This window comes from Rufibacter sp. DG15C, from assembly GCF_001577755.1.
In the GTDB taxonomy this organism is placed as follows: domain Bacteria; phylum Bacteroidota; class Bacteroidia; order Cytophagales; family Hymenobacteraceae; genus Nibribacter.
The window spans coordinates 757,256-775,990 of sequence record NZ_CP010776.1 but is presented as its reverse complement, the minus strand read 5'-3'; the positions used below and the strand labels follow the sequence as shown (position 1 = coordinate 775,990).

11 protein-coding genes and 1 riboswitch are annotated in these 18,735 nt (G+C 53.0%); of the genes, 3 read left to right on the top strand and 8 right to left on the bottom strand.

The window, feature by feature from the left end:
* Positions 1–126: 126 nt before the first annotated feature.
* From TH61_RS03230 to TH61_RS03220, 3 genes are read left to right on the top strand one after another with little or no spacing between them, the layout of a single operon-like run.
* Positions 127–627 (top strand): RimK/LysX family protein, encoded by a 501-nt coding sequence (locus TH61_RS03230; protein ID WP_066505827.1) that lies wholly within the window; start codon positions 127–129, stop codon positions 625–627.
* Entirely contained in the window at positions 624–1,559 is a 936-nt protein-coding gene (gene rimK, locus TH61_RS03225; RefSeq protein WP_066505818.1) for a 30S ribosomal protein S6--L-glutamate ligase, read from the top strand. The genes TH61_RS03230 and rimK overlap by 4 nt, the downstream gene beginning before the upstream one ends.
* Positions 1,537–2,475, top strand: a complete 939-nt coding sequence (locus TH61_RS03220; RefSeq protein WP_066505816.1) for a succinylglutamate desuccinylase/aspartoacylase family protein — start codon at positions 1,537–1,539, stop codon at positions 2,473–2,475. The genes rimK and TH61_RS03220 overlap by 23 nt, the downstream gene beginning before the upstream one ends.
* A 98-nt stretch (positions 2,476–2,573) precedes the next feature.
* Here TH61_RS03220 and metF read toward each other — a convergent pair whose 3' ends face one another.
* The 8 genes from metF to TH61_RS18440 all read right to left on the bottom strand — a co-directional run bounded on the left by metF (position 2,574) and on the right by TH61_RS18440 (position 18,679).
* Positions 2,574–3,527, bottom strand: coding sequence for a methylenetetrahydrofolate reductase [NAD(P)H] (gene metF / locus TH61_RS03215; protein ID WP_066505813.1), 954 nt, complete (start codon positions 3,525–3,527; stop codon positions 2,574–2,576).
* Between the two features lie 298 nt (positions 3,528–3,825).
* Complete coding sequence (gene metH / locus TH61_RS03210) at positions 3,826–7,515, bottom strand: methionine synthase (RefSeq protein WP_066505811.1); 3,690 nt, start codon at positions 7,513–7,515, stop codon at positions 3,826–3,828.
* An 83-nt stretch (positions 7,516–7,598) separates the two neighbouring features.
* Positions 7,599–7,707: riboswitch (SAM riboswitch) on the bottom strand.
* A gap of 988 nt (positions 7,708–8,695) precedes the next feature.
* Positions 8,696–9,529 carry a cyclopropane-fatty-acyl-phospholipid synthase family protein gene (locus TH61_RS03205; RefSeq protein WP_231862293.1) on the bottom strand — a complete coding sequence of 278 codons (834 nt, stop codon included), beginning with the start codon at positions 9,527–9,529 and terminating at the stop codon, positions 8,696–8,698.
* Between the two features lie 123 nt (positions 9,530–9,652).
* Positions 9,653–10,315, bottom strand: a complete 663-nt coding sequence (locus TH61_RS03200; protein ID WP_066505808.1) for an oxidoreductase — start codon at positions 10,313–10,315, stop codon at positions 9,653–9,655.
* Positions 10,316–10,323: 8 nt separating this feature from the next.
* Positions 10,324–12,825, bottom strand: a complete 2,502-nt coding sequence (locus tag TH61_RS03195; RefSeq protein WP_071887767.1) for a DUF5916 domain-containing protein — start codon at positions 12,823–12,825, stop codon at positions 10,324–10,326.
* 36 nt (positions 12,826–12,861) lie between these two features.
* Positions 12,862–13,698, bottom strand: coding sequence for a S1 RNA-binding domain-containing protein (locus TH61_RS03190; protein ID WP_066505803.1), 837 nt, complete (start codon positions 13,696–13,698; stop codon positions 12,862–12,864).
* Between the two features lie 128 nt (positions 13,699–13,826).
* Complete coding sequence (locus tag TH61_RS03185; RefSeq protein WP_071887766.1) at positions 13,827–14,873, bottom strand: type IX secretion system membrane protein PorP/SprF; 1,047 nt, start codon at positions 14,871–14,873, stop codon at positions 13,827–13,829.
* Entirely contained in the window at positions 14,873–18,679 is a 3,807-nt protein-coding gene (locus tag TH61_RS18440; RefSeq protein WP_066505799.1) for a PKD domain-containing protein, read from the bottom strand. The genes TH61_RS03185 and TH61_RS18440 overlap by 1 nt, the downstream gene beginning before the upstream one ends.
* Positions 18,680–18,735: the final 56 nt, after the last annotated feature.

Genomic DNA, 18,735 nt, shown 5'->3' with positions numbered 1-18,735 from the left:
ACTCAAATTCTTTCCCCCTGAACCTCTCCATGTTACCAGCAACACGTAAAAGAGACAACCGTTTTTGGCCTGTTTTTCAGAAATTAGCCGAGAAACGACACGCACAGACCCTTAGCTTTTAGCAGTATGACAGAGAGTCTTGAGAAAAAAATCATTGGCAGACGGGAGATGGTGGACTTTCCCGGGCTGGAGTTGTTTGAGGTAGAAGCCAAGATTGACACTGGGGCGTTTACCTCGTCCATCCATTGCAACAACATTAGAGAAGTGACGCAGGCAGACGGACGCAAGGCCATTCACTTTGAGTTGCTGGACCCTTCGCACCCGGCCTACAACCACAAAGCCTTTGAGTTCAATGACTTCACGCTGCGCAATGTAAAAAGTTCGTTTGGCGATGTACAGGAACGCTACATCATTCGTACTAGCATTGTAGTGCACGGACAGGAGATTGAGACCGAGTTCTCCCTCTCTGACAGAAGCGACTTGAAATACCCTGTGCTGTTGGGCCGTACGCTGTTGCGGCGCCGGTTTGTGGTAGACGTTTCTAAAAAGAACCTGTCGCTCAAAGCCAAAAACAAGAAAGCCACCAAGGCCAAAAGAGTACCCAAGAAAAAAGACCAGACCTCATGAAGATAGCGATCCTCTCGCGTAATGCCCGGCTGTACTCTACCCGCCGGTTAGTAGAAGCTGCGCAGCAACGCGGCCACGAAACCGTGGTGCTGGACCACCTGCGCTGTGACTTGGTCATGGAAAAAGGCGCGCCCCACATCCTTTACAAAGGCGAACTGCTCACTGGTATTGACGCCATCATTCCGCGCATTGGCGCCTCTGTCACGTTCTACGGCACGGCCGTGGTGCGCCAGTTTGAGATGATGAAAGTAAAAAGCGTGGTGGCCAGCCAGTCCATTGTGCGCTCAAGAGACAAACTGCGCTCCTTGCAGATTATGGCCCGCGCTGGGCTGGGTATGCCCAAAACCGCCTTCACCAACTACTCCAAAGAAGTTAAGCAGCTGATAGAGGAAGTAGGCGGTGCTCCCCTGGTGATTAAACTGCTGGAAGGCACCCAAGGCCTGGGCGTGGTACTGGCAGAGACCGGCAAAGCCGCCGAATCTGTGATTGAAGCCTTCCATAACTTAAAAGCGCGTATCATTGTGCAGGAGTTCATAGCCGAAAGTAAAGGCGCCGACATACGTGTGTTTGTAGTAAACGGCGAAGTAGTAGGTGCCATGAAACGGCAGGGCAAGGAAGGTGAGTTCAGGTCTAACCTGCACCGCGGCGGCAGCGCCACGCTCATCAAACTTTCCCGCGCCGAGAAAGCCGCCGCCCTCATGGCCGCCAAATCATTGGGCCTGGATGTGGCCGGCGTAGACATGCTGCAATCCAAACGCGGCCCCTTAATTCTGGAGGTAAACTCATCTCCAGGTCTGGAGGGCATTGAGAGAGCTACCCAGAAAGACATTGCCGGTAAAATCATAGAGTTTACAGAGTTGCTGGTCAACAAGAAAGCCACTAAAACCACCAAAAAGAAAACCACCGGCGATGGCGGAGATGATCATCAATGAGATAGCCATTCAGCCCGGCGAAAACATCTTAATCAGGTTAGCGATTTCCAGGCTACCCAGCGGTACCGAGATTGACATTCCCGTGCACGTCTTCCGGGCGAAGGAGCCAGGGCCGGTATTGTTGCTCATGGCCGGTATGCACGGCGATGAGGTGAACGGCATTGAGATTATCCGGCGCATGATTAGAAGGAACATGCTACAGCCCGAGCGGGGCTCTGTCATTGCCATTCCGGTGCTCAACATCTATGGCTTCCTGAACTTCTCCCGTGAGGTGCCAGACGGCAAGGACGTGAACCGGAGTTTCCCGGGGAATGCCAACGGCTCTCTTGCCAGCCGCGTGGCACATAGGTTCACCAAAGAGATACTACCGCTGGTAGATTATGGGATTGACTTCCATACGGGCGGGGCCAGCCGGTCCAACTTTCCGCAGATACGCTGTGTGCTGGAAGAGGAAACCAACGCCCGCCTAGCCCATGCCTTTGGGGCGCCGTACATCCTAAACTCCAACCTAAGGCTAGGGTCGCTTCGCAAAGAGGCCTCGCAGATGGGTAAGTCCATTATTGTGTATGAGACCGGTGAGTCTCTGCGCTTTGATGAAGCCGGCATTGATATTGCCATTGAGGGCACACACCGGGTCATGCACCATTTGGGCATCATCCATACGTCCACACCTGTGTCGCAGCCGCCTATTGTCTGTCAGAAAGATACGTGGGTACGGGCGCCGCTGGCAGGCTTGTTCAGGAGCTTTGTGAAGAATGGCCAAGTGATTAACCACGGGCAGCAGATTGGCACGCTGGCAGACCCATATGGTTTTGCTAGTCACCCCATCATCTCCCCGGTGAGCGGTTTCGTTATTGGCCTCAACAATATGCCCGTTGTGAACCAAGGAGATGCCATTCTGCATATTGGCTACTAAGCAAACCTAGTGTTTGTAAAACGAAAGAGGCGAGACTATGATAGTCTCGCCTCTTTCGTTTTTAGGTTGTTTTCTAGGAAACAGGCCAAAAGCGAGTTTTAGAAAATGGCTCTGGCTACGGCAGCAGTTGCCTCAGACTTACTCATGGTGTAGAAGTGCAGGCATGGTACGCCAAAGTTTACCAACTCCTTGCACTGTTGAATGGTCCACTCAATGCCCACCTGTTTCACATCTTGCGGCGTTTTGCAAGCATCTACGGCGTTCACCAAATCCTCGGGCAAGTCAATGTTGAAGAAGCGTGGTAACACAGTGAGCTGGTTGCGCGTGGTCAAAGGCTTCAGCCCCGGAATGATAGGAACCGTAATCCCAGCTTCACGGCAGGCGGTCACAAAGTCACAGAACTTCTTGTTGTCAAAAAACATCTGCGTGATGATGTACTGGGCACCTAAATCTACCTTCTGCTTGAGGTACTTGAGGTCGGTGGCTAGGTTTGGCGCTTCTACGTGCTTTTCTGGGTAACCGGCCACACCAATGCAGAAGTCCGTGGGCGTGGGGTTTTCCATTTCCTCGTCCAGGTACTGGCCGTGGTTGAGTTGCACTACCTGCTGGATAAGGTCAGAAGCGTGGGCGTGCCCATCTGTGTGCGGACGGAAATGGGCCTCCGTTTTCACGGCATCGCCGCGCAGCAAGAGCACGTTGTCAATACCCAGGAAGTTGAGGTCCATCAAGGCGTTCTCGGTGTCCTCTTTACTGAAGCCCCCACAGATGATGTGCGGCACCGTGTCTACCTTGTACTTGTTCATAATAGCCGAACAAATCCCTACCGTACCAGGCCGCTTCCGGATGGTGATTTTCTCCAGCAACCCGTTGCCACGCTCTTTGAATACGTACTCCTCGCGGTGGTAGGTCACGTTGATAAACGGCGGGTTGAACTCCATCAAAGGGTCAATGCCTTCATAAATGGACTGGATGCTTTTCCCTTTTACAGGAGGCAGAATCTCAAAAGAGAAAAGGGTAGAAGTGGCGTTCTGTAAATGCTCTGTTACTTTCATTGACGTAGTGTCGGGTATTTTTTGCCTGTTGGCGATTAGTCGTTTCTGTTCGCCCTAGGCGATGTAAAGGATGTCTTTAAGAGGTTTTGCCTCTAATGTAGTTTCCTCAATTTCCTTAACCCCCTTTGTCATCCTGAAAGGAACTTGTGGGCAAGTTGTAATAGCGTTTACTCAGGCGCTTATTTAGTTTGCTCACAAGTTCCTTTCAGGATGACAGAAGAGAAGGAAACCCTGATTATAAAAAAGCTTTTTCCGTTTTTGGCCTGTTTTTCAGAAAACAGGCCAAAAACGGAAGTGCTTAGTAATTCAAATTTGGTGATAGCCAGCGCTCGGTTTCCTCTACGGTCATGCCTTTGCGCTTGGCGTAGTCTGTCACCTGGTCTTTCTCAATCTTGCCCAAGCCAAAATACCTAGATTGCTTATGCGCGAAGTACAGACCAGACACCGCCGCGGTAGGGTACATGGCCAGGCTCTCGGTCAAGGTGATGCCGGTGTGTTTCTCCACGTCCAGCAACTGGAACAGCATGGTTTTCTCGGTGTGGTCTGGGCAGGCCGGGTAGCCCGGAGCCGGACGGATGCCTTGGTATTTCTCCTTGATGAGTTCCTCGTTGCTCAGGCTTTCCTCTGGCTCGTAGGCCCACAGTTCCTTGCGCACAATCTCATGCAGTTTCTCGGCGAACGCCTCTGCCAAACGGTCTGCCAAAGCTTTGGCCATGATGCTGTGGTAGTCGTCATGGTCAGCGGCGAATTCTTGGAGCAGTTCTTCTAAGCCATGGCCCGTGGTGACGGCAAAGCCGCCTACGTAATCTGGTAAAGCGGTTTCTTTGGGAGCCACAAAGTCTGCCAGTGCCAGGTTGGGAATGCCCGGTCCTTTCTGTCCTTGTTGACGAAGCGAACGGAAGGTGGTCAACACTTCTGAACGGTCCTGGTTGGCATAGACCTCAATGTCATCTTCCCCGATGCTGTTGGCCGGGAACAGACCCACAATGCCGTTGGCGGTGAGCAGTTTCTGGTCTACAATGCGCTTTAGTAAGGCCTGAGCATCTGCGTATAGCTTGGTGGCTTCTGACCCAATGAGCGGGTCTTCCAGCAGTTTAGGGAAACGGCCGTGCAACTCCCAGGTCTGGAAGAACGGCGTCCAATCAATGTAGGGCACTAGTTCCTTCAGCGGGAAGCCTTTGAATACGGTCACGCCGGTTTTAGCGGGTTGATAAATGTCCTCGGCTTTCCAGTCAATGGGTAATTTATTAGCGCGTGCGGCTGGCAAAGTCAGGTATTTCTTCTCCTTCTGGCGGCTCAAATAACCTTCGCGCATCTCATCGTACTCGGCCTTCATGTCTTGAGCAAACTTCTCGCGGTTATCGGGGCTCAGCAAAGAACCAACCACCGGTACACTGCGCGAAGCATCCAACACGTGCACCACCGTGCCTTTGTAAGCCGGAGCAATCTTCACGGCAGTATGCGCGCGAGAGGTGGTAGCACCACCAATCAACAACGGCACGTGAAAGTTCTGGCGTTCCATCTCCCGGGCCACCGACACCATTTCATCCAGAGACGGCGTAATCAAGCCACTCAGGCCAATCACGTCCACGTTCTCCTGGCGGGCGGTCTCTAATATTTTATCAATGGGTGTCATCACGCCCAAGTCAATCACTTCATAGTTATTGCAGGCCAAGACCACGCCCACAATGTTTTTGCCTATGTCGTGCACATCGCCTTTCACGGTGGCAAGGAGGATTTTACCGTTGGTCTGGCGGGTAGAGGTATCACCGGCGGCGGCGGCGCGTTCTTTCTCCTGCTCAATGAACGGCAGTAAGTAAGCCACGGCTTTCTTCATTACGCGGGCACTTTTCACCACCTGCGGCAGGAACATCTTGCCTTCACCAAACAGGTCGCCTACCACGTTCATACCATCCATGAGCGGGCCTTCAATGACTTCTAGCGGTTTAGTGTACAAGTGGCGGGCTTCTTCCACGTCCTGGTCAATGTATTCCACCAAGCCTTTCACCAGCGCGTGCGTCAAACGCTTCTGCACCGGCTCGTTGCGCCAGGCCTCATCACGGACTATCTCTTTGCCTTTGTTTTTGACGGTTTCAGCGAATTCCACCAGACGCTCCGTAGCATCTGGTCTTCTATTCAACAATACATCCTCAACGCGCTCTAACAGGTCCTTCGGGATTTCCTCGTAGACCTCCAGCATACCCGCATTCACAATGCCCATGTCCAGACCGGCCTTGATGGCGTGGTACAGGAAGACAGAGTGCATGGCCTCACGCACGGGGTCATTGCCCCTGAACGAGAAGGAGATGTTACTCACGCCGCCGCTCACTTTACAGCCCGGTAGGTTTTCTTTAATCCAGCGGGTGGCATTGATGAAGTCTACGGCGTAGTTGTTGTGCTCTTCCATGCCCGTGGCCACCGTCAAGATGTTGGGGTCAAAGATGATGTCCTGGGGCGGGAAGCCTACTTCTTTGGTCAGGATGTTATAAGCACGTTGGCAGATTTGGATGCGACGCTCGTAGTTGTCGGCCTGGCCTTGTTCGTCAAACGCCATCACCACCACCGCGGCTCCGTAACTGCGCACCTTGCGGGCCACTTCCTTGAATTTCTCTTCGCCTTCTTTAAGGGAGATGGAGTTGACAATAGCCTTACCCTGCACACACTTCAAACCAGCCTCAATCACGCTCCATTTAGAGGAGTCAATCATGATGGGCACGCGCGCAATGTCTGGTTCTGAGGCGATGAGGTTGAGGAAGGTGGTCATGGCGGCTTCTGAGTCCAGCAGGCCTTCGTCCATGTTCACGTCTATGATTTGGGCACCGTTCTCTACCTGTTGGCGGGCAATGGCCAGGGCTTCTTCAAACTCCCCATTTAAAATGAGGCGGGCGAATTTCTTGGAGCCGGTGACGTTGGTGCGCTCACCGATGTTGACGAAGTTGGAGCCTTCAAACACCGTTAGTGGCTCAAGGCCGGAATAGGTAGGAACGGCCGGTAATTCTGGGAGGGGACGCGGATAGAATTCCTGGGCAATCTGGGCAATGACTTTGATGTGCGGCGGCGTAGTGCCACAACAACCACCCACAATGTTCACGAAGTTGTTCTCTAAATAATCCCGTATATGCTCACCCATCTGCTCAGGCGTCTCGTCATAGGCGCCAAAAGCGTTTGGCAAACCGGCATTCGGGTACGCGCTTATTCTGAACTTAGAGGCCTTATCCAAAGACTGCAAATGCGGGCGCAACTGCTTCGCGCCCAGGGCACAGTTAAAGCCAACGCTCAACAATGTCATGTGCGACACCGAGTACAAGAACGCCTCTACCGTCTGCCCCGACAAGGTTCGGCCGCTGGCGTCTGTAATAGTGCCGGATACCATAATAGGCAGGCGCTTGCCCGTCTGCTGGCTATATTGGTCAATGGCGAACAAAGCTGCCTTGGCGTTGAGTGTGTCAAAGATGGTTTCCACCAACAGCACATCCACGCCGCCGTCTACCAAGCCTTTAATCTGCTCGGTGTAGGCGTCTACCAATTCATCAAAAGTAATAGCTCTAAATCCTGGGTTGTTCACATCAGGCGAGAGAGAGGCGGTACGGTTGGTGGGGCCCATGGCCCCGGCCACGAAGCGCGGTTTGTCTGGCGTCTTGGCGGTCCACTCATCGGCAGCCTCGCGGGCGATGCGCGCAGATTCGAAATTTAGTTCATAGACCAAATCCTCCATCTGGTAATCGGCCATGGCAATGGAGGTGCCGCTGAAGGTGTTGGTCTCGGCAATGTCTGCGCCGGCCTCAAAGTACTGGCTATGGATTTCTTTGATGATGTGCGGCTGCGTGAGGGAGAGCAAATCGTTGTTGCCCTTCACATCGGTAGGGTGGTTTTTAAAGCGCTCGCCGCGGTAATCCTCTTCTTGGAGGTTATAGCGTTGAATCATGGTGCCCATGGCACCGTCTAAGACTAAAATTCGTTTTTGTACTTCTTCCTCTATGCGCGTCATGGCTTTCTGGGTTCACCTGGGTATGGTTACGTATACAGAAAGGGCAGAGGAAAAGTGGCGGGCAGGCGTGCAGGAAATTCCGTCACTCATCTCCCCCAGCACGCTACGCGAACTGGGTAGGAAGTAGCACCCAACTGAATTGGGTTGCTAAGACATCACAGGGCCTAATCCCTCCGTCTTTCTGGATAAGTGCTACAAAGGTAGTCTGCAAACGCGCATTCTCCAAATAGTATATACTGAGTCGAGAGTCCTGAGTCTTGAGTTGGGGATTTTCGTTTTTGGGCTGTTTTCTGGAAAAGGGGCTAAAAATGAACTTTGCGTAGTGCTACTCGGAAGAGTTCTGCACATTGGGAGGTCTTGTGTATTGGCTTAGGAGGATTTTCTCTGCTCGTGTAAACACCCCCCTTCGCCCCCCTCAAGGGGGGAATCACTACTAGCAAAGGCTTCTACTACTGGCACCCATTCCAGTCTTTCCGGCGAGTCGCCTAAGCAGGTTGCCGCCTCTGAACCGAACAGCGGTCACTAGAAAGCGATACCGGTCAGCTAATTCAAGGAAGTAAATATGCAAAAGAGGCAAGCTGGTACAGCGCGAGGTGGGAAGACGGGGCCCCGCGGCCGCGAGCGCTTGGCGGATATGATGCAACGAAGGGCATAAGGGCACCGGATGAAGCGGCATTGCTCAGGCATAGCCAACGGAAGTCCATAAGGTATACAGGAGGAGAGGCAGTCTGGGTCGTTGGCGATAACACCAACAACTGCGGGATTCAGCAGAGGGAGACATCAACCAACAACCAGCAATCGACAATCAAAACCGTTTTCCGCCTAATTCCCAGAAAACAGCCCAAAAATGAAAATCTTAGAAAATGAAAAAGCCTGCGCGAGGCAGGCTTTTCAAGTAGGTTCGGGGAAGCATCAGTTGATGTGCCTCACGGTTAGTGCGCCGTCAGGAAACAAGAAAAAACCGTCCCGGTAGACATCCAAAAATGGCATAAATTGATGGCTGCCAGTAACAAGAATTTCCGCTATGTGATATTCCAAACCTACAATATCGTCTATCCCTACCGTTGGTAGGCAATCAACTATTAAGCGTTAAAATCACTTTTTTATTTTACTCTATAACAGAGAAAATATTGACAAAAACAGGGTCTGCTCCGTTTGAGATGACTTTTGCGACTGCAAGTTAACTTTTTTTGTAAGACTGCAGATAGGCATTTTTGTCGGTGCGTTGGCCTACAATCCGGAAGAAACTGATTGTTTGGTGCTTATCTTTTTTAAGGGCTCGTGCAAACGGGTCTTTTTTTTGTCCATGCTCCTCAAAGTCCTTCACATACTGCTCGCGTATGAGTTCAGCGGCGGGCAACACCTCCGCGGTGGTGACTTTGACCAAGCCGGTTTTCTCCCAAAGTTTCTGCCACCAGGGAATGGAATGGATGTAGTACCAGTAGTCCTGGTAGTCTTCCTGCAGAAAGTCGGGCACCTGGTCCAGTGTTTCAATCTCCTCCAGAAAGCACACGTCCACCACGCCTATGTAGCCATCGGGCTTCAGGAACTTGCAGATATAGGGCAGGTATTTGTCATCGGTGCCAAAGTAGGTGTAAGAATCTATCACCAAAACCACGTCAAAAAACTCCTTCGGGAAGGGCAGGGACCTGGCATCTACCTGAAGTGGAAACACTTGGTTTTCCAGGTTCTCGTCTAAGATGCGCTGGTAATTATCCGTAGCCGAAATAGCCTCATCTACGGCCCATACCTGTAAGCCAAACTCCTTGGCCAGAAAGATGGAACTGATGGCTTTACCGCAACCCAAATCCAGTACGCGCATGCCTTTCTTAAGCGGAATTTTTGAGGTGATGCTCTCCAAGTTAAAGAGCACGTTCTCGCCCATGGAATGCTCGCGCACCCAATGCGGATCATATTGGACGCTTCGCGGGAAAAGATGTTTTAAGTGATGCTCAGGCGACGCCATAAAGTGGAGAAGTAAGAAGTAGAAATCAATGATTCCATAATACTCCATTCAGGGCGCCGGGTTGTCAAAAGGGATCTGCTAGTAACAGAAATGTACATGGTGTAAAAAAGAATCGTTTTTGGTTTGTTTTCTAGAAAACAAACCAAAAACGATTCTTTCAATGATAGGTAATTAAGCGTACTGCTGCATCTGCTCTGAGTGGTGCACCAATATCCCGCCGCCATCTTGTTTGGCAGCCTCCAGCATGGCCTTGGCTACGGTCTTGGCTTGGATGGGACGGTACTTGCGCAATGGCCCACGCAGCAAGAAACCAAACCAACGCATGGCCGTGGCAGCGATAGACTCGCCCTTCCGTTTCTCCTGGCGGTTGCCTAAAAGCAGGCTCGGCTGGAAAATATGCACGGCCGTGAACGGAAGCGCTTTGACGGCCTGCTCCATTTCGCCTTTGGTGTGGTTGTAGAAGATGTGGGACTCCGGGTCGGCGCCCAGGGCAGAAACCACCAGGAACTGCGTGGCAAAGTTCTTGGACGTAATCTTGGCCAAGTTGACCACATAGTGCAAGTCTACTTTTCTAAAGTTCTCCTTAGAGCCGGCTTTCTTGATGGTGGTACCCAGGCAGCAGTAAATGTCATCTGCCACCAGGCTCTGCTGGTGCTTGCCCAAGTCATTGAAATCTACCACCAGCTGCTTGAGTTTGGGGTGATCCAGATGCAGGGGGCGCCTTCCAATAGAAATGACTTTGCTGTATCTGGGGTCGTCCAGTAAGAGTTGCAGGCAATGACTGCCTACCAACCCACTGGCACCCGCAATGAGGGCAGTTTTGGCAGATTCCATAGAGTCCGTTATTTTTTTAGGGCTTGTTTTATCACCAGGTAGTCTAGGTAATATAACAGCTTAACGGAGAAGCTATTTAATTGGTTAGCCTCCAGGGTATTCCTGAAATTGCGCACATAGCTGGTATGCGACGGCACCTGGTCATCATAGATGGCATTCTTCCAGACAACGCTTATTTCACTGCCTGGCGCAAACCGCCAGCTGTACACCAAGTCAATATTAAAGGCATTGAAGTTACGGTTAGACACCGATGGGCTTTCTGCCGGATCTGTGAGCGCGCTCATGTTCCCGTCCTCTAAGAGAAGCAACTTTTCATGGTAAGAGGCATTGGAGAAATAATGGCGGGCGATGATGTTTAAGGCCGTGCGCGCATTGAAGATGTAAGAACCATTCAAGCTGTTTTCAATGGTCTTTACCGTTCTTCGGCCAAAGATGATGTCTTTTTGGCCGTTGTCATACACTACGTTTTCAACAAACCCGTAACTGTTCAGGCTTTCATTGTAGCCGGTTCTGTAGATGAGCATGAGGTGGTCATTGACGCGCACCCGTGGGCTTACATTCACCCAGTAGCTTTTCTGGTTGTATTCTTTAGAGTAAAAAATGCCGCCATTTACGTCTAGGGCTAGTTTTTTTCTGTAATCTGATGAAATGTAGGCATTGAATTCTGTACCGCCAGGCTGTCTCCATTTACGGTTGGGTAGGCCGTTGGCATAAGACCTAGGCTCAAAGTAGTCATAGTTGTTGTGGGGCAGCCAGGCAATGGTCGTCCCGAAAGCCAGGAATTTCTTGGTCTTGGCGTTGGTCTCAATGAAATAGACAATCTGTGAGAAGGACGCCGGCTTGTAGAGCATGCGGTGCTGAATGCCCACTGCGTTGTACATGTCATTGAACTTCCAGAAGGGTTTGTAGATGTTGTAGCGTATGTTGGCCCGGTTGTCAATGCTGTTGTTGTTGCTCAGGTAGCCCAGGTCATTGATGTCATAGGTGTGGTTCTTGAGGCTGTGCTCTGCCGTGAACTGCAAATTGCCGCTGGTCTTGCCAAACCAGGCATTGTAGGTATACCCCAAGTCTACCTTCTCTTGCGAGGGCTCCGTGTTTTTAAGGTACTTCTGGCTCAGGTTAAACTGTCCACCACCGGTGTAGCTGTTCTTTTTGTTGGAAAATTTGGCGAGCACCCCAGACACGTTGGCATTATAGTAGCCGTGGCCTCTGGTTACGTTGGTGTTGGTGAACGTGATGTAAGAGCTGTTGGGCAGGGTTTGGTCCAACACTACCACATTGTAATTAGAGATGGGGTCTGTGAGCACTTCAAACTCATCCCCGGTCTCGGGGTCACGCAAGGTGGCATACGTGTTTTTGGTGACGGCATTAAAGACTCCCACGCCCAAACCCTTGTTGGTACGGCCAGACACCTTGGTAGCGTTCACTAGGCTAGTTTTGTCTGGGTTCTCTACTATTTCTATCGTTTCGCCGTAACGGTCATGGTCATACTTGGGGTTAAAGTAATCCTGCGGCGTGGCGCCAATGCGTCTGGAGTAGAAAAGCCCGGCTTTGTTGAAGAGCTCGGTGCCTTCGGTGAAGAACGGGCGGTTTTCATTGAAGCGCACCTCAAAAGGAGAAAGGTTCAAGACCTGCGCGTCTGACTGCGTCTGCCCAAAATCCGGAATCAAGGTCATGTCTAGCGTAAACGCATCATTGATGCCGTATTTGATGTCCATGCCCCCGTTGACAGTCATGTCCAGGTTGTCTTTGCCTTCTTCATTGTACGGAAAGTGGTTGGCGTATCCAGAAATGTAGGGCATCAACGACAAACGCAACGGCGACTTGATGTTGGTAATTCCGTCTACTTCGCCAAACTGGTTGACAAAGCCTTGCACCGAGTTGTCTACAAAATTCCAGAAGGCGTCCTCGCGGTAGCGGCGTATGCCTCGCCAGAAATTAATACCCCAAGTTTGCACGTCTTTGTTCGGGAAACGAATGGCCGAATACGGAATCCTGATCTCTACCGACCAGCCTTTGTCGTTTCTGGCCACGGCACTCTGCCAAACGGCATCCCAGGCGCGGTCATCGCCGTTGCTGGTCAGTTTAAAGTCTGTCTGCACCCCAGATGTAGCCACCTCAAACCCGAAGGCATTCTGCTTGTCCAGGTACGTGTCAAAGTATACGCCAAACATGTCTGCGTTTACCTGGCCGCCGTCGCGCTGGCTTAACTGGGTAAGGATGGAGTCTGGAGCGGCGTCAAAGAGCACCGCACTCACGTATACGGCGGCATCGTCATAGAGCATGCGCACCTCGGTGCGCTGCTTGGACGGCGAGCCCATGTTAGGGACGTTTTGGATGAAATCTGTCGCGATGGCTGCCTGCTGCCAGATCTCCTCATCTGGAGTGCCGTCCATTTTTGGCGGCGTTAGGGTGCGGGAGGCAGTTATTTTCTTGGTGACCTTGGGCGCTTGCCCATAGCTGAGAAGGGCACTGCAGAAAAACAGAGTGAGTAGACAGACGTATTTCATTGGATGATGGTATGGGCAATAAGTGATGGCGGTGCGCTAGTTCTTGGGAGAAAGACTCACGCTGTCTGGCAATAGTTGCACGTCACCTCTTTTATATAATGCCCCAATTGCTTTTTTAAATGTCTTCTTGCTCATGCCCAGAGTTTTGTAGATGAGCTCTGGCGAGCTTTTATCTGTAAGGGGCAGGGTGCCGCCTTCAGCCTTTAGCTTGGCAAGAATTTGTTCAGCGGCTTCTAGGGCCTCATCATAGCCTTGTTTTTGCAGGCTTACATCCAGGCGGTTGTCTTCCCGTACTTTTTTGACAAAGCCTTGGGTGTAGTCGCCGGGCTGCAGAGGTTTGAAAATCTCGTTACGGTAGAGCATTCCCAAGAAGCCGTTGTTCACCATCACCTGGTACCCTAATGCTTTCTCTGGGCCAATTAAAAGCTGCACTTCCTCTCCCTCTTGAGGAGGCATAGAATCATAATTAAGAAACGGAGCCAGTTTGGTAGAGCCTACCAACCGGTCAGAAGATTCATCCAAGTATACGTACACCAGCGCCCACTGGCCTATGTACAAGGGTTCATGCTGGTTCTGGTAGGGCACAAACAAATCCTTCTCCAGTCCCCACTCCATGAACGCCCCAAAATTGCTGATGTCCTTTACCTGCAGGCAGGCAAACTGGTCTACCTTGGCTTTGGGCTCCAGGGTGGTGGCAATGAGACGGTCTTCAGAGTCACGGTACACAAACACGGTGATCATGTCGCCCACGTGCACGCCTTCTGGAATGTACTTGCGCGGCAACAGCACGTCTCCATCCTCAGAGCCCAGATAAAAGCCGTGGTCCAGTTCTCTTAGAATTTCAAGGTGGTTGTAGTCGCCTAGGTGTAGCATACCGTCCAAAGGTTTATGAATATTTGAACAAAGGTAGAAATTCTAGATGGCACCTTAGTGCGCGTGCGTCAACTTTGTGTAAAGCTTTCGTTTTTGGCCTGATTTCCCGAAAACGGCCCGAAAACGGTCTACCAGTACTGGGACGGGGAGAAGACGCCGCGGGTGTTGCGGAGCATGAGGCCCAGCACGATCTCGTGGCTGCCGTGGCTCACGGTGCCGAGCTGGCTGGTGGTGAAGTCATAGGCGTAGCCAAGGTGCAGGCGCTGTTTGAGCTGGAAGCCCGCCGATGCCACCGCCGCATCATTATGCCGGTAGGTGCCGCCCAGCCAGAACTGGTCCCGGTAGAAGACCTTGGCGTTTACGTCGAAGGCGAGCGGGCTAGGGCTGGCATATTTAACCACCACCGAGGGGAGCACGCTGAACTGCCGGCCCACCGCGAACCGGTACCCGCCGTGCGCGAAGACGTGCCGCTGTTGTCTGGCGGGCACCTCGGGGCTGGAGGATCGGAAGCTGAAGGGCGCCGGCAGCACCTGCGCCAGGGACACCCCCGCGTAGAATTGCCCGTCGTAGGCCATCAGGCCCACGCCCAAGTTGGGCCGGGTGCGGCGGTAGTCCTGCGCGCCGGTCACCGGGTCGCTGGGGTTAGTGAAGGAGAGGTGCTCCCAGTTGAGACCGTACTGCGTGACGCCCGCCGAGATGCCCGCCGCCAGCTTTATGTTGGAGTTGAGCGGGAGGTGGTAGGCGTAGACCAGCTGGGCATCAGTGCGCTTGAGGCCGGCGGCCTTATCCACCTGGACGAGCGCGCCCAGGCCGTGGTGGGCGCGGGTCTTTTGCAGAGTGCTCTTGTGCTGGGGCCTCCACTGGGCGCGGCTCTTGCTCTTGGAGAAGGACTGCGGCCGGAAAGTGGTGGGCGTACTGTTGTAGTCCAGCTTGCCCAGGGGCATGTGCCCGCTTAAATAATAAGAGGTAGGCGCACCTTCCAGCCCCACCCACTGGTTGCGGTAGCCGGCGCGCACGTCCAGGTAGTTATCGGTGCCGCTGATGGCCGGGTTTAGCAAAAGCGGGTTGAGCATGTACTGGCTGTAGTGCGGGATCTGCTGGGCCTGCACGTTCGCGCCTGCCAGCATCACTGCGCAAACCACCCATACCGAGCATTTCTTCAGTAGCTTTCTCATCAGCGTAGAATGGTCAGTGAGCCCGAGAACTTAGGACGGCCGTTGTGCGGGTTGATGATGTAGTAGTAGGCACCCACCGGCAGATCTGCACCGTTGCGCCTGCCGTCCCAAGGCGTCTTATACCCGAAGACGTTGTACACCACCTCGCCCCAGCGATTGTAGATCTCAATACTGACGTTAGGGTAATCTTCCACGCCAGGGATCTCCCAGGTGTCGTTCACGCCGTCGCCGTTGGGCGAGAAGGCCTTGGGGATCTTGAGTCTCTTGAGCACCGTCACCAGCACGCTGTCCACGCTAGGGCAACCCGCCTCTGACATCACGTTTAGGTAGTACTTGGTGGTGACCTCGGGTGTGGCCACCGGGTTACCGATGGTAGCACTGCTTAGGCCGGTGGCGGGGGACCATCTGAGGCTGCCTTCGCCGGTGCCGGTCAAAGTAGTGTTCTCGCCTTCCACCAGTACTACGTCCTTGCCTGCGTCCGCCTTGGGGGTGGGCCGCAGCTTAATTTCTACCTCGTCAAAGACGCTGGCGCAGGGGCTGTTGCTGGCCGTCCAGCGCAGTACGTAGGTGCCGCCCATGGTGCCGGTGAAGGTGGCCTTCGGTGAGGCCTCGTCAGAGAAGCTGCCACCGGCGCCGCTGGTCACCGTCCACTTGCCGGTTGCCGGCGCTGTAGTATTGGCTGCCATGGCAGCAGAGGTCTTGCCGCAGATGAGCTGGTCCGGTCCGGCGGTGGCTACAGGCGTGGGCGTGATGATAATCTGCTTGGTGATGGTGCTAGGGCAGCCCTTGTCTGAGGTAGAAGTCAGCTTGACGTTGTATGTGCCGGGCTTGGTGTATTGGTGGCTGGGGTTCTGTTGCGCTGAGTTGGTACCGTCCCCGAAGTCCCAGGCCCACGTGGTGAGCCTTCCGCCAGATAAGCTGGTCATGTCTTGGAAACGTACCGCATCCGCCTGACAGCCTACCGTGGGAGAGAAGTCCGCGCGCGGGCTGGGATAGACTGTGATGGTTTTGCTACTAGTCTCCTCGCAGGAGTTAGCCGCCTTCACGACCAGCGTGACGGTGTAAGTGCCGGGCGCGGCGTAGGTATAGGAAGGGCTTTGCTCAATAGAAGTCTTGCCATCCCCGAAGGTCCAGAGGTAGCTGAGCGCCCCGCTCCCGTTGGCCGTGGAGGTATTGGTGAACTTAGCCGCCTCGCCCTCGCAGACGTTGGCCGTGGTGAAGCCGGCCACGGGGTTGGGGATGACGGTAATCTGTTTGGTGACGGAGTCGGTGCAGACGATGCCCGACCAGACGCGCAGCTTCACCTGGTAGGTGCCCGCGGTTGTATAGGTGTGCAAGGGGTTCTGCTCATCTGAGAACTGCCCGTCCCCGAAGGTCCAGCGCCAGCGCACGATGTTCCCGAAGGCGATCTTGCTGGCATCTTTAAATTGAACGCCCTGCTTCTGGCAGAAGGAAGAGGCGGAAAAGTCCGGTTCTGGCACCGCGCCGCTCACGGTGTAGGTATTAGAACCGGTGGCGGTGCAGCCCTTGTCACTGGTCACGGTGAGCTTGACCGTGTAGATGCCCTCAGAGGCGTACCTGTGCCTAGGGTGGCGCTGCGTAGAGGTCTTGCCGTCCCCGAACTCCCAGAAATAAGTGAGCGTGCCCGCCGCAATGCTGGAGGTGTTCTGGAAGACCGCGTCGTCCTTGATGCAGATGTCGGGCAGGCTGAATTCGGCGGTGGGCTTGTGATTGACAGTCACCGACAGTTGGGTAGAATCCACGCAGCCATTGTTGGAGGTTACTTTCAACTTCACCAAATAGGTGCCTGGTGCCGAGTACAAATGTTTGGGCGAGGCTGTAGTTGCTAAAGCAGAGCCATCACCAAAATTCCAGGCCCACTGGGCAATGCTGCCTTGGGCTACCGTGCTCTGGTCCTGGAACACCATCTCTTGTTGGTCACAGGTAGCCGGGGCGCTGAATTTGGCTTTTGGCGGCGCATAAATAGTGATGGTTTTCTGGATCTCATTGACACAGAGCGCCTGCGTGACTACTTGTAGTTTTACGGTGTAAGTACCCGGGGTTGTGAAGGAATGCTTGGGGTTTTGCTCAGTAGATTTGGTGCCATCGCCAAAGTCCCATTTCCATTCTTTGAGTACCTCGCCGGTAGTGACTTTGCTGGCATCTGTAAACTGGGTTGCCTCATTAGAACAGACGGTATTGTAGGTGAAATCTGCCTGTGGGTTGTTATGCACTTCTACCTCAATGTAAGTAGAGTCCTGTGAGTCACAGTCGTTGCCATTGGATTTGGTGGTGACCAGGGAAACGGTATAGGTGCCCGGCTTGGGAAACGTATGCGAAGGATTCTGGTCTGTAGAAGTGGTACCGTCACCAAAATGCCATTTCCAGGCCAAGGGATTGTAAATGGCAAAGCCTTTGAACCGGATGGTACGCGCATCACAAATAGAATCTGACAGCACCGTGATGTTCTGCACCAGGTTGTTCACGTTGGCTCCCGCCGAGTAGCCATAAGATTCTACCTGACCAAAGCCATAGGCCACCGCGTTGAAACCACTGTCTGCCTTGAGGGAGTGGTTGCCCTGTAAGACATCGTTCTGGGAATAAGCAAACTGCGGGTTGGCGGCGATGGTCTTAAACGGGACTTTCTTGCCGTCCATCAAAAACGTGGCCGTGTCCTGTGACTTCATGGTCACGTTAATGTAATGGCGGGAGATTTGAAAGTCTCTGGACGAATACAGCGTAATGTCTTTCAAAGTCTGCTCTACGGGGTTGACCAAGGTCATTTCGGGGTCTGCCTGCACGCCGTCACAAGATTGGGTTTTGGCATATTGGGCAAAGAGAATAGGTTTGTTGGCTGATACAAAATTGGGCGCGCTGCTTTCAAACTCATGAAACTGGCCCTTGTTTCTGGTAACCGAGGTGCCGTTGATGTTGATGGTGGTATTGTCCTCAGAAGCCAATACTCTAAACACGTCGCCTGCCAACCTGCTTTTGAAAGGAGCGGTCACAAAATTCTTACCCCAGGCACTAATGGGGTAGAGCTGCTGGTACAAGTTGTCTCCGCTGACAATGGCCGGGCAGTTCAAAGGCACAGCCGTCCAGGAACTCCCAGAGAAAACGGCTATCCGTTTACAAGAACCCGTTCCGGTGTCAATGGACTCTACCTTGGTACCGGTCAGGTCCTGCAGAGTGCGCACTTGGTAGACTTCGCCTTTCATTAAAGGTCTTTCCGGCGAAAACGCTACGCCGGCGGGTTTCCCTTCTAGCGTAGGAACGGTTGGGGTGATTTCAATGGTAGTATTGTCTTCCAAGGCCACCACCATCAATTGCGAGGAGGCTCGCCCAGGATCCGTCTCAAAATACAGCTGGTCATAACTAACGGCATAATACGACCGGCCCAACGTGTTGGTAGGCAGTACCAGCGTGGCCGCCGACTTGTTGGTGAAGTAAATATGCGAGTACACCACCACCGGCACGTCTGAGGTCACATGAATGGCCTTGGGTTCAATCACCTCAGAGCTGTTGACATACGCTTGCGTGGGGCTGATAGGAATCACTGTCACCTTGTTGGCCAGAACCGCATAGCTAGCAGGAGTGTTTAGCCCAACCGTCACCGTGACCTGCGCGTCTCTGTCTGAGGTCACGTACAGGTTCATATTGGACCGAGTGCCCTCAAAGTGGGCCATGTACCCCAGCCAGAAATCACGGCCTTTGTTAGAGGTGCTTTGGGCCTGAGCGGTATTGGTGAAAAGAAGCAGGAAACTGCAGAAGAGCGCAAGTGTAAGACAGCGTAAACGTGTTACCATACGGTAGGGTGCCAGGTGCAGGAAATAATAGTCTTAGGCAATTCTCTTTGAAGAAC

Bases quoted from the DNA above. Each gene is read 5' to 3' on its own strand.
- metF (WP_066505813.1), bottom strand. From the start codon at position 3,527: ATGAAAGTAACAGAGCATTTACAGAACGCCACTTCTACCCTTTTCTCT.
- TH61_RS03200 (WP_066505808.1), bottom strand. From the start codon at position 10,315: ATGGAATCTGCCAAAACTGCCCTCATTGCGGGTGCCAGTGGGTTGGTA.
- TH61_RS03190 (WP_066505803.1), bottom strand. From the start codon at position 13,698: ATGCTACACCTAGGCGACTACAACCACCTTGAAATTCTAAGAGAACTG.
- TH61_RS03195 (WP_071887767.1), bottom strand. From the start codon at position 12,825: ATGAAATACGTCTGTCTACTCACTCTGTTTTTCTGCAGTGCCCTTCTC.
- TH61_RS03185 (WP_071887766.1), bottom strand. From the start codon at position 14,873: ATGAGAAAGCTACTGAAGAAATGCTCGGTATGGGTGGTTTGCGCAGTG.
- metH (WP_066505811.1), bottom strand. From the start codon at position 7,515: ATGACGCGCATAGAGGAAGAAGTACAAAAACGAATTTTAGTCTTAGAC.
- TH61_RS03230 (WP_066505827.1), top strand. From the start codon at position 127: ATGACAGAGAGTCTTGAGAAAAAAATCATTGGCAGACGGGAGATGGTG.
- rimK (WP_066505818.1), top strand. From the start codon at position 624: ATGAAGATAGCGATCCTCTCGCGTAATGCCCGGCTGTACTCTACCCGC.
- TH61_RS03205 (WP_231862293.1), bottom strand. From the start codon at position 9,529: ATGGAGTATTATGGAATCATTGATTTCTACTTCTTACTTCTCCACTTT.
- TH61_RS18440 (WP_066505799.1), bottom strand. From the start codon at position 18,679: ATGGTAACACGTTTACGCTGTCTTACACTTGCGCTCTTCTGCAGTTTC.
- TH61_RS03220 (WP_066505816.1), top strand. From the start codon at position 1,537: ATGGCGGAGATGATCATCAATGAGATAGCCATTCAGCCCGGCGAAAAC.